This window comes from Pseudomonas sp. B111 (assembly GCF_026428275.1).
Lineage (GTDB): Bacteria > Pseudomonadota > Gammaproteobacteria > Pseudomonadales > Pseudomonadaceae > Pseudomonas > Pseudomonas aeruginosa.
In genome coordinates, this window is record NZ_CP097857.1 from 2,536,912 (window position 1) to 2,550,155 (window position 13,244).

Consider the following 13,244-nt stretch of genomic DNA (forward strand, 5'->3'; position numbering starts at 1 on the left):
TCGGGCAACCTAGTTATTGTTATGGAATGTGCGGGTGCGGCAGCGCCATCAGCGGCCGGCGTCGCCGGCCTCCTCCTCCTGCCGGGCCCACTCGCGCAGGACGAACTTCTGGATCTTGCCGGTGGCGGTCTTGGGCAGTTCGGTAAGCGTCACATGCCGCGGCGCCTTGAAGTGCGCCAGGCGCTCGCGGCACCAGCGGACCAGATCGTCACCCGTGGTTCTGGGTAAGGCATCCGCCCGCAAGGCGACGAACGCGTGGGGTGTCTCGCCCCAGCGCGAATCCGGGCGCGCCACCACCGCGGCCTCGACCACCTCGGGGTGCTGGTAGAGCACTTCCTCGATCTCCAGCGAGCTGATGTTCTCGCCGCCGGAAATGATGATGTCCTTGGCCCGGTCCTTGATTTCCACGTAGCCGTCCGGGTGCAGCACGGCCAGGTCGCCGGTGTGCAGCCAGCCGTCGGCCAACGCGGCGCGGGTGGCCTCGGGGTTGTGCAGGTAGCCTTTCATCACGGTGTTGCCCCGCACTACCAGTTCGCCAAGGGTGCGGCCGTCGGCCGGGACCGGACGGCCGGTGTCGGTATCCAGCACTGTGGCCTCCTCGAGCATCGGGTGGGCGACGCCCTGGCGGCTCATGAACTGGGCCCGGGCCTCCAGCGGCAATTCGTCGACCCCCGGCTGCCACAGGCACAGGGTGCTGGGGCCGTAGCTTTCGGTCATGCCGTAGGCGTGGGTGATGCTGAAGCCGCGTGCTTCCATGGCGGCGATGACCGCGCTGGGCGGCGCGGCGCCGCCGGTGATCACCGATACCGGCACGGCAGGGACGCTGGCATGCTCGGCATGGATCAGCATCGACATCACCACCGGCGCGGCGCTCAGGTGGGTCACGGCATGCTCGGCAATCGCAGCGTTGATCGCATCAGGCTGGACCTTGCGCAGGCACACATGGGTGCCACCGGACAACGTCACCGCCCAGGTATGGCTCCAGCCGTTGCAGTGGAACATCGGCAAGGTCCACAGGTAGACGCTGCGCGGCCCCAACTGGAAGATCAGCGCGCCGGCGCAGGCGTTGAGGTAGGCGCCGCGGTGATGCAGGACCACGCCCTTGGGATCCCCCGTGGTGCCGGAGGTGTAGTTGATGGCGATCGACTGCCATTCGTTCTGCGGCGCACTCAGCGGCCGCCCGGGGTCGCCCTGGGCCAGAAACGCCTCATAGTCCAGGTCGTGGGCGAGGTCGGCGCGCTCGGCCTGATCATCGTCGATGCCCACCAGCAAGGGCGGCGCATCGAGCATGGCCAGCGCCTGCTGGGCCACGGCACCGAACTCACGGTCGCAGATCAGCACCCTGGCCGCGCAGTGGCGCAGGATGAAGGCGATGCTGCGTGCCTCCAGGCGGATGTTGATGCATACCAGCACCGCCCCGGCACCGGGTACGCCATAGTGGGCCTCGAGCATTTCCGGGATATTCGGCGCCAGTATCGCCACCCGCTCGCCCGCTTGTACGCCGACCCGCTCCAGGGCACTGGCGAGGGCGCAACTGCGCTCGTGCAACTGGCGGTAGCTGTAGCGCCTTGCGCCATAGACCACCGCATCGCGCTGCGGGTACACCTGCGCGGCACGCTTGAGGAACGACAGCGGCGACAGCGGGACATGGTTGGCTTCGTTGGGAGCAAGCTCGTGCTCGAGGGTAGGAACCATCATGGCAGCCACCTCATCGACACATTGCTCCGGTCTTGCACGCACATACATACCTCCTGTTCTTGTTGTTATTGCGCCAGGGCGCGTTACAGGCTGCTGCACAGGTGGCCGCCATCGACCACGATCTCGGCGCCGCTCATGGCCCGCCCGGCATCGCTGGCGAGCAGCAGCAAGGCGCCGTCCAGGTCCGCCGGCACGCTGAAGCGGCGGCTGGGGATACGCGAGCGCAACTTGTCGCCGGCCTCGCTGGCCAGGAAGGCCTCGTTCAGGTCGGTCATCACGTAGCCGGGCGCCAGGGCATTCACCCGGATGCCATGGCGCGCCAACTCCAGCGCCATGGCGCGGGTCAGGTGGGCCAGGCCGGCCTTGGCCGCCAGGTAAGGGCCGACGGCACCGGCCACACGGCTGGCGAGGATCGAAGTGACATTGATCAGGCTGCCGCCCTTCCCCGCCGCGACCATGCGCCGGGCACTTTCCTGGGCCACCGCCCAGGCGCCCTTGAGGTTGGTGTCGAGCACGCGGTCCCAGCTTTGATCGTCGCAGGCCAGCAAGGGCTGGCTGTCGCTCACCCCCGCATTGTTGACCAGCACATCCAGCGGGCCGGCGGCATCGAGCACCCGGCAGATATCCTCACGGCAGGTCACATCGAGGGCAAAGGCCTGCGCCCGCCCTCCCGCCACCTCGATGGCCTCCACCAGCGCCTGCAGCGGCGCCTGGCGCCTGGCGGTCACCACCACCTCGGCGCCTGCGGCGGCCAGGGTCATGGCGAAGTGGCGGCCAAGGCCGCTGGAGGCTCCGGTCACCAGGGCGCGGCGCCCGTTGAGGGCGAACAGTCGGGCAAGGTTCGGTTGCATCAGTGGGCCTCCAGGCGCTGGTCGAGCAGCTTCTTCGCCAGGCTCATGCGGTGCACCTCGCTCGGGCCGTCATAGATGCGGAACGGGCGAATGTCGCGGAAGATCCGCTCCACCACGGTGTCTCCGGTCACCCCGCGCCCGCCCAGTACCTGGACGCAACGGTCGACCACCCGCCACAGCGCTTCGGCGCTGATCACCTTGGCCATGCTCGAATCGACGTTGGCGCGCCGGCCCTGGTCGAGCACCCAGGCGCAGTGCCACACCGCCAGGCGCACCACGTGCAGGTCCATCATGTTGTCGGCCAGCATGAAGCCCACACCCTGGTGCTCGCCCAGCGGCTTGCCGAAGGCGTCGCGGGTGCGCGCATAGTCGCAGGCGATGTCGTGGGCACGGCGCGCGGCGCCGAGCCAGCGCATGCAGTGGGTCAAGCGCGCGGGCGCGAGGCGCACCTGGGCATAGCGGAAGCCCTTGCCGATCTCGCCGAGCACATCGCTCGCCGGAATACGCAGGTTGTCGAAACGCAGCTGCCCGTGGCCACCGGTGAAGCAGCTGTCCAGCGAGTCCAACTGGCGCTCATGGGTGATGCCGTCGCGTTTCATGTCGGTCAGGAACATGGTCGCTGTACCATCCTCCATGCGCGCCATGACGATGCCGAAGTCGGCGCCTTCTGCGCCGGTGATCAGCCACTTGCGGCCATTGATCAGGTAGTCGTCGCCATCGCGGATGGCGGTGGTGCGCAGCATCGAGGGGTCCGAGCCTGAGCCTGGCGCAGGCTCGGTCATGGCGAAGCAGGAACGGGCATGGCCCTGGACCAGCGGGCGCAACCAGCGGTCTTTCTGCGCCTCGGTGGCGACCACGTCCATCAGGTGGATGTTGCCTTCGTCCGGGGCATGGATGTTCAGCGCCACCGGGCCCAGCGGCGAGTAGCCGGCCTCTTCGAAGACGATCGCCTTGGCCACGTGGCTCAGCGCCAGGCCACCCATTTCGCGGCTGGCGTGGGGCGTCAGCAAGCCGGCCGCGCGGGCGCGGGCCACCAGGTCCTGGCGCAGGGCGTCGCTGGGGCCGTGGCTGTCCTGGCGGGGGTCGTTCTCGAGCGGGATGACCTGTTCGGCGATGAAGTCTCGGGTCTTGGCCTGCAAGGCGAGCAGTTCGTCCGGGAGGGTGAAGTTCATGGTTGTCCTTCTGGGTGCTTGTCTGTCGGGAATGAGATGGCTGACGCCGTTCAGGGCAAGGCCTTGGGATTGCTGATGGCCAATCGGGCGAGGGTGACCTGGCGCAATGTCTCGACCAGGGTTCTATGGTTTTGCGGGGCGTCATGGCTGCCCAGGCGAATGGCCCGTGCCAGTTGGCGGCGCAGGTCGGGCAAGGCTGCGGGCGCCTCGTCGACCAAGGCGGCCAGACGTGTCCGCTCCTGGTCCTCGGCCAGAGCCCCCAGGCGGCTTTCGCGGGCTGCGATGGCCATGGCATTGGCGATCATCAGGGCCGGGTAACGCAGCTCGCCGGGCAGCGCTGGCAGCAGTTGCTCCAGAAGCGTCGAGCGAGCGATGTCGAGCAGTTCATGGGCATCGGGCTGGGTCATGGCGCTTCGGCTCCGGTCATGTGCAGGATGTCGAGCTCAAGCTCCGGCAGCAGTCGTGCGGTCAGTGCCAGCTCAATGGACGGCTCTTCGCCGGACAGGTGGCGCTGGCCTTGCTGCAGGGCGATCACCGCCCAGCGCAGGGTGGCCATGACCTGCCAGTAGTGCAGTTGGCTGCGCTCGATACGCAGCGGAGACACCTCGTGGTAGCCCCCCAGGAAGTCCTCCAGTTGGCCGATACCGCCGGCCTCGAGGTCTGGGCGGGTGAAGCGCCAGCAGCGGGCGGTGAACCAGCCTAGGTCCTCGCAAGGGTCGCCCCAGCCGGTGAACTCCCAGTCGAGTACGGCTTCGAGTCCCTGTTCGCTGGCCAGGTAGTTGCCGGTGCGGTAGTCACGGTGCAACAGACACAGGGTGCCGTTGTGCGGTGCGTGCAGCTCGCACCAGCGCAGGCCCCACTCCAGCACCGGGTAGGCATCGGCGAGGGTGTCGAGGTAGCGGCGATAGGCGTCGATGATCGCCAAGGCCGGTGAGCGGGTTGGCATCGGCAGGAAATCCAGCGCGGCGCACGGCGGGCGAACCTGATGCAGGCGCGCCAGGTTGGCGCCAAGCTGCGCCGCCAGCTGCGCCCGGCCCTGGGTGCCGGCGCCGGCGCTGAGCAAGCGACCGGCGGCGACACCCGGCACGTACTCCATCAGGAAGAACACCCGCCCATGCACGCGCATATCGCGGCACAGCCACAGCGGGCGCGGTACTTTCACTCCGGCCTGATGAACCACTTGCAGCACCGCGAACTCCTGTTCGCGGTCAAGGCTGGCGGGTAGCGCGGAAAGCGCATCGCTGCGCAGCACCCAACGCCGGGCGCCAGCCCAGGGGCCGCCTTCGATCAGCAGGTCCAGCAGCCAGTTTTCCTGGATGGCGCCGCCGCTCAGGCGCTGGCGTGCCTGGATGACCACCCGCTTCGCTGCGGCGTGCTCGCGGATGAACTCGACCAGTGGCTGGTCGTCCGGGGCCACGAATGTCTCGCCGTCCCGTACGGTCGTAGGAGGAGTGCTCATGGGGTTGTAGGGCCTGCCTGTAGTCATGTTGTCAGACAGCTTTAGCAACGCCTGGGCCAATTTTCGGGATATGCCTGTAACCCGCGCGCTCTCTGGCGCCAGGCTTTTCCATGGCGCTCGACGAAGCAATCCGGGTTTCACTTTTGCAACGAACTGATTCAGTATCGAAACAATTCAATCCTGAACAGGTTTCGACATGCGTCCTCCCCTTTCCCAGGTCGTCGTGCTGGTCAGTCACCTTCAACGACCTCGGCAGCGCAGTCGCCTCGCCAGCCTGGTGGCCGGCCTGGCGGCGGGCTACCCGGACGTCCATATCGAGGTGCTCGACACCTCGGTATCCGAAGCCCTGCAAACCGCCCGCGATCTCGAACAGCGCGGCAAGGCCGACGTGTTCGTCTGCGCTGGCGCCACTGCCGCCTACCTGCGTAGACACCTGGCACGTCCGGTTCTGACGATGCGCGTTGGCGGCGGAGACCTGTTGCGTGCGCTGGAGCAAGCCCGCGAACACTCCTCCCATGTCGCCCTGCTCAGCTACAACCGCATCGACCGGGACCTGCAAGCCATGCGAACGCTGTTCACGGTGCAGGTTCACCAGGTTGCCTACACCACCCTGGAAGAGGCTCGCCAGGCTGTCCTGGAGGTAGCCCGGCTGGGTTGCCGCAGCATCATCGGCTCGTCGACGGTGGTGGAGCTGGCGGAACAGGCAGGCCTGCACGGCGTGCTGTCGCTGAGCGAAGACACTGCGCGCAAGGCGCTCGAGGAAGCCATGGGAGTCCTCGACAGCCAGCGCCTGGAGATCGCCAAGCGGCGGCATCTGGACGCGGTGCTGCAACACATTCCAAGCGGTGTGGCAGCGGTCGACAACCAGGGTGTGGTGCAATCGCTCAACCCTGCCCTTGCCCAGTTGCTGGAGTTGCCGGTCAGCTCGGCTCTGGGTCGACCGTTACAGCAGCTATGCCCGGAGCTTGACCTGCAACAGGCGCTAGAGGATGGCGGTGGCGAGGAAAACCGGGTGATCCGGCTGGGCTCGCACGCCGTGGTCAGCAATCTCCTGCCGATCCTGGAGAATGGCGAGCGTACCGGCCTGGTGCTCACCTGCCAGGACATCACCGCCGTGCAGCGCGCGGATCAACGCATCCGCTCCACTCGCCGTCCAGGTGCCTTCACCGCGCGTTACCGGCTCGAACAACTCAACGGCGCGAGCAAGGCCAACCGTGAGATGTTGCAACTGGCCAAGCGCTTTGCCGCCAGCCATTCGACCATCCTGATCACTGGCGAAAGCGGCACCGGCAAGGAACTGCTCGCCCAAGGGATCCATAACGAGAGCCCTCGCCGGCACGGGCCTTTCGTCGCCATCAACTGCGCGGCGTTTCCCGAGTCGCTACTGGAAAGCGAACTGTTCGGCTACGAGGAAGGCGCCTTCAGCGGTTCGCGCAAAGGCGGCAAGCCCGGCCTGTTCGAGGCGGCGCACCGTGGCACGCTGTTCCTCGACGAGATCGGCGACATGCCTGTGTCGCTGCAGACTCGCCTCCTTCGTGTATTGCAGGAGCGAGAGGTCTTGCGCCTGGGCGGCACCGAGCCGATCTCCATCGACGTGCGCATCGTCGCCGCCACCCACAAGGACCTGGGGGCCGCCATGAAGGATCGCGAGTTTCGCACCGACCTGTATTACCGGCTGAATATCCTGCGCTTGCAGACCACCCCCCTGCGCGAGCGGCCCGAGGACATCCCTCTGATTTGCCAGGGAATCAGCCAGCGCCTGCTGGTCCAGGGCCAGCCACCGGGTGCCGCAGGCATAACGACGCTCCTGCTACCCTACCTCGTCCGCCATTCCTGGCCCGGAAACGTCAGGGAACTGGAGAATGTCATCGAACGGGCGATGCTCTCCGCCAGCGAAATCTTCCATGAGCACGGCGTGGATGAGCATTACCTGGCTCGCGTGCTGCCCGAGCTATTCGAAGGCCAGCCTCAGCCCAGGTCCCGGAAAGAGCCATCGCGCACAAAGGATTTGCACGCCATCGGCAAAACCGCGCAGTTGCGCTACATACAGGAGACGCTGGACAGCTGCCAGGGCAGCCTTGACGAGGCTGCGCGTCGGCTCGGGATCAGCCGGACCACGCTGTGGCGGCGGCTTCGTTCGGCACGCTGAGCAAAACGATGCGCCTGGGCGATGCGGAACTCGCCCAGGCATGGACGCGGCCGGTGCCGTGAAACTCAATTGATCAGCGGAACCTGCTTGCCGATCTGCAACGCCTCCAGCGCGTCCAGTTGCGCTTCGATCTGCAGGAAGCGCATGGCCCGCCGAGGTGACATCTTCTCGGCCACTTCCTGCACGTACCGGTGCAGCACGGCCAGCTGTTTCTCCTGCAATCCCCGATAGAGGTCGACCATCCTCGAAGCTTCCGCGTCGGTAATGCTGCCGGAACCATAGGCGCGGGCATATTCGAGCAGGAGCTGGAATGTCTCCTTGTGCAGGCTGTCCGTCTCGCCTCGGTAGCGTGAATAGATCGGCCAGAACGTCTCGGCTTCGGTACCGTCCAGCGCCATGTTTGCCTCGACCATCCGTTTGCGCTTGTAGTTGATGGTTTCCAGCTGGTTCCTGATCTTTTCCTTGTGCTCGTTCATCACCTGCTCGACCGATGGCAGGGGTTCGTCGGCATGAGCGGCAAGGGAAAGGGTCGCGACCAGGGTGGCCACGAAAAGCAAGCGCCTGGACATCGGCGTTCTCCTTCTGGGTTGATCGAATGGATTCATGTTGCCGCGGTGCGATGCGACATCAACGGGCCCCGCTCCTCAGGGCGATCCTGGGCGCCCACTCCAGCCATTCGTCATTGGCCGAATCGAACAGGGCGAAGGTCTGCCCCGGCTTGGCGGGCTCGCCCATCTGCGCATTGTTCGGGGTGGCGAAGGCAATGCCGCCCTCCATCAGCGCCTCCATCGACTCGGTGCGTAGCGACAGGCCCTTGAACAGGCTGGCGTCGACGCCGAAGCCGCTGGCATTCCAGAAACGGCTGCCGGTACGCACCAGCGGTACGTAGCGCGGTTCGATGAGGATGCTGATCAGCACCCGGTCGGCCTGTTCGCCCAAGGCCAGGTCGACGACCTTGCCCACCGGGATCTGCCGGTAGGTCACCAGGTTGCCCGGCTTGATCGAGCCCTTGCGCGGCGCACTGAGGGTCAGCCGCAGGCCGTTTTCCCGACCCAGCAGGTTGGGCGCTTCGGCGAGAGTCTGGAAGCGTGCCTGGCGCTCGCCCGGCGTGCTCGACGGCAGCGCCTCGATGTAAGGGCCGCTGACCAGGGTTCCGAGGTTCTCGGTACGCAGCAGGCCGAGCGCCGGACGCACCACCCAGAAGCGGGTTCCGCTGCGGGCGACGCGCTCGCCGGCGGAAGTCAGGCGGGCCTTCATCAGTACCCCGGAGAGGTCCGGGTTCAGCTCGACGCTTTCGATCTTGCCGATGTCCAGGCCCTTGAAGCGGATCGGCGTGCCTTCGCGCAGGCCGTCGGCATTGTCGATGCTCAGCTGGATTTCCACGCCACGGGCCATCGCCGCCTCCTCGCTGTCGAAGAGGGTGAAGCGACGCACCTTGGTCACGGTCGGCGCCTTCGGATCGAGGGTGTCGAAGGAAATCCCGCCGGTGATCAGGGTCTGTAGCGACTCGCTCTTCACCTGCACGCCGCTGAGGTTGCCGGTCAGGGTGATCCCGCTGGAGTTCCAGAAGCGCGTCGAGGTATTCACCAGGTGCGCGTACTCCGGCTCGATGTGTACACCCACCACCACTCGCTGGCGGTCGCGCGACAGCTGGTAGCTCTGCACGCTGCCGACGCGGACCTGGCGGTAGAGGATCGGCGCGCCGATATCGATCGAGCCGAGCTTGTCGCTGGTCAGCACCAGGTGCAGGCCGGGCGCGTCGGTGTTCAGCGGCGGCGCTTTCGGGCGGATGGTGAACTCGCGACTCGGCGCGCCGCTCTTGGCGAAGCGCACGTCGATATAGTTACCTTTCACCAGGGCCTCGAGGCCGGTGATGCCGGCCAGGGAGATGCTTGGCTTGACGGTCCAGAACTCGGTGCCTTCCAGCAGCATGTCCTCGACCCGCGGATCCATCGCCAGGTCGGCAGTGGCACTGCTGTAGTCCTTGTCCATGTCGATCGACTTGACCAGGCCGACCTGCACGCCGTTGAACATCACCGGGGTGCGGCCCGGATCGATACCACTGACGTCGTTCATCTTCAGCTTCACGCGCAGACCGGCCTGGGCCGCGTCGTAGTCGTCGTACAGGCGGAACGGCTTGCTCGGATCGGTCGGCGGGCTGTCGCCTCGACTATCGGAAGTAGCGAAAGCGATGCCGCCGGCCGCCAGGGTCAGCAACGATTCGCTACGCACCTTGAAGCCGGACAGGCCACCGGAAATGGAGATGCCGCTGGCGTTCCAGAATCGCGTGTGCTTGCGCACCAGGTCGGCGTAGGCCGGCTCGATGTGCACCTTGATCTCGATGGTCCTCTGGTCATCGCCCAGCTGGAAGCTCTTCACCTGGCCGACCTGGATCTGCCGGTAGAACACCGGGCTGCCCTGCTCCAGGGAGCCCAGGCGATCGGCCTTGAGGGTCAGGTGCAGGCCGGGCAGCCTGTCGGAAAGGGGGGGCGGCTGCTTCAGCGCGGTGAAGTTGCGTTCTTCCTTCTCGCCCTTCACCGGATCGACCGCGATGTAGACTCCAGAGACCAGGGTTTCCAGGCCGGTGACGCCAGCCAGGGAAACCCGCGGCTTGACCAGCCAGAAGCGGGTACCCTTGCTCAGGTACTGGCGCGCCTCCTTGTCCATTTCGATGGTGGCCACCACGCCCTTGATATCTTCGCTGACATCCAGCGCGACGACCTTGCCGACCGCGATGCCCTTGTACAGCACCTCGGTCTTCTTCGCCTGGATGCCATCGCTGCTCTCGAAGCGCACCTGGATCAGCACCCCTGCCTGGTCGTAGGCGCGCCAGCCCAGCCAGGCCCCGATAGCCAGGGCCACCAGCGGCAGCACCCAGATCGCCGACCAGTTCGAGGTCTTGTGTTTCTTCGGGCTTGGCAAATCACTCATTCTCGTCGTCCAGATTGGTGTTGTCCCAGATAAGCCGGGGGTCGAACGTCACGGCGGCGAGCATGGTGAGCACCACCACGCTGGCGAAGGCGGCGGCGCCGAGATTGGCCTCGATGCTCGCCAGGTTGCCGAAATTGACCAGCGCCACGAGGATGGCGATGACGAAGATATCGAGCATCGACCAGCGCCCGACCCATTCGATGAAGCGGTACATCATGATTCGCTGGCGGGCCGACATCGGCTGGTGCCGCTGCACCGAATAGAGCAGCAGGGCGATGCCGACCAGCTTGAAGGTGGGGACGACGATACTGGCGACGAACACCACCAGGGCGATGGGAAGCATGTCGGCCTGGATCAGGGTCACGACCCCGCCCATGATGGTCGCCGGGGAGCCCTTGCCGAGCATGTTGACGGTCATGATCGGCAACAGGTTGGCGGGAACGTAGAGAATCATCGCCGAGATCAGCAACGCCCAGGTACGGGCGATGCTGCTCGGCCGCCGAGGATGCAGCTTCGCGCCGCAGCGACTGCAACGCGGATGCTCGTTCCCGTCGGCGCGATTCAACTGGTGGCACTCGCCGCAGACCAGAATGCCGGCATCGATCGCACGCATTATCGTTCTCCAGGATCTCTGCCGGGACGGTGATGGTTTGTCGTCGTCCAGCACGGCGGCCAACCTGTGCCTTGCCCGGCAGGGAATGGGCACGGGGAAACCACCTGTCGGGGGAGGCTGCCGTCGGAAGACGATTCTGTTCGGGGCGTTACAGCGATGGCATGGGTTCGGCCACTCACGCGCATCAGTTGTCCGCTCGGCTCGATCTGGCCAGGCTGGGCCGGACTCGCTATTCATGCCGCTTGGACGACGATCGAGCGCTGGGATCGCATGATGCTTATATAGTTCACATGAGTCAATATTGTCTCATGTGTTTTTCACCATCGCGCTATACGGAGCCAAGCGGCGATCCTGCCAGGGAGGCATCATGGCATTCGCCACGGAAGGAAGGACCCCCGGAGAGATTGTGGCGCGCCTCCTGTCTCATGCCGATGCAAGTGGCGGTATCGGACGAGAATCCCTCGACACCGAGAAGCGGCTTTTCCGCGTCCAGGCATGGGACGATAGGAGCGCTCGGGTAGCCCTGGATCGATACTCGCTTTGCTCATTCGGGGTACAGGCAGGAACACCGGCGGGCCTCTTCCGGGGCTCCTCCAGTGTCCTGCTGCACACCTCTGAGGCTTCGATATCCTCCGAACCTCGTCTTTGCCCGGTTCCTCTTTCAGTCAATCGCCGCCCGCGTCTCAACCCCGTCCACCAACCGCGCAATCCCCAATGGGTTGCCATCCTTCAGCGCTTCCGGCAGCCACGCGTCCGGGTAGTTCTGGTAGCACACCGGGCGCAGGAAACGGTCGATGGCCAGGGTGCCCACCGAGGTGCCGCGGGCGTCCGAAGTGGCCGGGTACGGGCCGCCGTGGACCATCGCGTCGCAGACTTCCACGCCGGTCGGGTAGCCGTTGAGCAGCAGGCGCCCTGCCTTCTGTTCCAGTAGCGGTACCAGGTCGGCGAAGGACGCCAGGTCTTCCGCTTCGGCGATCAGGGTCGCGGTGAGCTGCCCGTGCAGCCCATGCAGCGCGCGCTTCAGTTCGGCGTGGTCGGCGACCTCGACGACCACGCTGGCCGGGCCGAAGACTTCTTCCTGCAGCAACTCGTCGCCCTCCAGCAGCAGGCTGACGTCCGCCTGGAACAGTTGCGGCCGGGCCTGGCGGCCCTCCTGCGGTTGCCCGGCGAGATGGCGGACGCGCGGGTGGGCGTGCAGCGCCGCCAGGCCTTTTTCATAGCTGGCCAGCGTGCCGGCATTGAGCATGGTCTGCGCCGGCTGGTCGTCCATGCGGGCGGCGAAGCGTTCGAGGAACGCCGAGAATTGCGCAGAGTGGATGCCGATGACCAGCCCGGGATTGGTACAGAACTGGCCGCAGCCGAGCACCACCGAGGCACTCAGTTCGTCGGCCACGGCCTCGCCGCGCTTCTTCAGCGCCGCCGGCAGCAGCACCACCGGGTTGATGCTGCTCATCTCGGCGAACACCGGGATCGGTTGCGCCCGGGCGGCCGCCATGTCGCAGAGGGCGCGGCCGCCCTTCAGCGAACCGGTGAAGCCGACCGCCTGGATCGCGGGGTGGCGGACCAGCCGCTCCCCTACTCCGCCGCCGTAGATCATGTTGAACACGCCCGCCGGCATGCCGGTGCGCTCGGCCGCGCGGAGGATCGCCGCGGCGACCCGTTCGGCGGTGGCCATGTGTCCGCTGTGCGCCTTGAACACCACCGGGCAGCCGGCGGCCAGGGCCGCGGCGGTATCGCCGCCGGCGGTGGAGAACGCCAGGGGGAAGTTGCTCGCGCCGAACACCGCCACCGGGCCGAGGCCGATCCGGCACTGGCGCAGGTCGACGCGTGGCAGCGGCTTGCGTTCGGGCCGGGCGCGGTCGATGCGCGCGCCATGGAAGTCGCCGCGCCGCAGGACTTCGGCGAACAGGCGCAGCTGGCCGCTGGTGCGGCTGCGTTCGCCCTGGATGCGCGTGGCCGGTAGCGCGGTTTCACGGCAGACGATGGCGACGAAATCAGCGTCCAGCGCGTCGAGTTCGGCGGCGATGGTATCGAGGAATTCCGCGCGGCGGCTGGCCGGCAGTTGCCGGTAGTGCGGGTAGGCGCTGGCGGCGGCTTCGGCGGCGGCGTCCACTTCTTCCGGGGTGGCTTGCACGAAGCGGTACGGCAGCGCCTCACCGCTGGCGGCGTCGAGGCTTTGCAGGAAGAGCGTGCCGGCCGCGCTGCGGGCGCCGCCGATGAAGTTGTGTCCGAGGATGGCTGTCATGTCGACCTCATACAGGGGAAGCCCCGCCGGGGATGGCCGGCGGGGTTGGAGCCAAGGCTCCGCAGGAATGAAGGAAACCGTGCCGCGGGTTTCTCGTGGAGCTCCGGCCTATGCACGGCGGTGGGG

At 66.5% G+C, this 13,244-nt stretch carries 10 protein-coding genes; 1 reads left to right on the plus strand and 9 read right to left on the minus strand.

Features of this window, described 5'->3' with window-relative positions; translation table 11 throughout:
• Positions 1–48: 48 nt before the first annotated feature.
• From M6E97_RS11770 to M6E97_RS11790, 5 genes are all read right to left on the minus strand, one after another.
• Entirely contained in the window at positions 49–1,695 is a 1,647-nt protein-coding gene (locus M6E97_RS11770; RefSeq protein WP_371245891.1) for an acyl-CoA synthetase, read from the minus strand.
• A gap of 86 nt (positions 1,696–1,781) precedes the next feature.
• A complete protein-coding gene (locus M6E97_RS11775; RefSeq protein WP_033938848.1) occupies positions 1,782–2,549 on the minus strand; it encodes an SDR family NAD(P)-dependent oxidoreductase in 768 nt (255 codons plus the stop codon).
• The gene (locus M6E97_RS11780; RefSeq protein ID WP_033938851.1) at positions 2,549–3,721 is read right to left on the minus strand and encodes an acyl-CoA dehydrogenase family protein; all 1,173 of its coding nucleotides are present in this window, start codon (positions 3,719–3,721) and stop codon (positions 2,549–2,551) included. The genes M6E97_RS11775 and M6E97_RS11780 overlap by 1 nt, the downstream gene beginning before the upstream one ends.
• Before the next feature lie 50 nt (positions 3,722–3,771).
• Positions 3,772–4,128 (minus strand): DUF6285 domain-containing protein, encoded by a 357-nt coding sequence (locus M6E97_RS11785; protein ID WP_003089151.1) that lies wholly within the window; start codon positions 4,126–4,128, stop codon positions 3,772–3,774.
• Positions 4,125–5,138 (minus strand): phosphotransferase family protein, encoded by a 1,014-nt coding sequence (locus M6E97_RS11790; RefSeq protein WP_033938853.1) that lies wholly within the window; start codon positions 5,136–5,138, stop codon positions 4,125–4,127. The genes M6E97_RS11785 and M6E97_RS11790 overlap by 4 nt, the downstream gene beginning before the upstream one ends.
• A 238-nt stretch (positions 5,139–5,376) precedes the next feature.
• On the opposite strand from M6E97_RS11790, the gene M6E97_RS11795 reads away from it, so the two are divergent.
• Positions 5,377–7,329: a sigma-54-dependent Fis family transcriptional regulator gene (locus M6E97_RS11795; RefSeq protein ID WP_003144202.1), complete on the plus strand. Its 1,953-nt coding sequence runs from the start codon at positions 5,377–5,379 to the stop codon at positions 7,327–7,329.
• Positions 7,330–7,394: 65 nt separating this feature from the next.
• Here M6E97_RS11795 and M6E97_RS11800 read toward each other — a convergent pair whose 3' ends face one another.
• The 4 genes from M6E97_RS11800 to M6E97_RS11815 form a co-directional block, all read right to left on the minus strand.
• Positions 7,395–7,898 carry a hypothetical protein gene (locus M6E97_RS11800; protein WP_003089145.1) on the minus strand — a complete coding sequence of 168 codons (504 nt, stop codon included), beginning with the start codon at positions 7,896–7,898 and terminating at the stop codon, positions 7,395–7,397.
• Between the two features lie 58 nt (positions 7,899–7,956).
• Positions 7,957–10,260: a PqiB family protein gene (locus M6E97_RS11805; RefSeq protein WP_023086271.1), complete on the minus strand. Its 2,304-nt coding sequence runs from the start codon at positions 10,258–10,260 to the stop codon at positions 7,957–7,959.
• Positions 10,253–10,873, minus strand: a complete 621-nt coding sequence (locus M6E97_RS11810) for a paraquat-inducible protein A (RefSeq protein ID WP_003132056.1) — start codon at positions 10,871–10,873, stop codon at positions 10,253–10,255. Before M6E97_RS11810 ends, M6E97_RS11805 begins: the two co-directional genes overlap by 8 nt.
• A 661-nt stretch (positions 10,874–11,534) precedes the next feature.
• Positions 11,535–13,118: an aldehyde dehydrogenase (NADP(+)) gene (locus M6E97_RS11815; RefSeq protein WP_034005608.1), complete on the minus strand. Its 1,584-nt coding sequence runs from the start codon at positions 13,116–13,118 to the stop codon at positions 11,535–11,537.
• Positions 13,119–13,244: the final 126 nt, after the last annotated feature.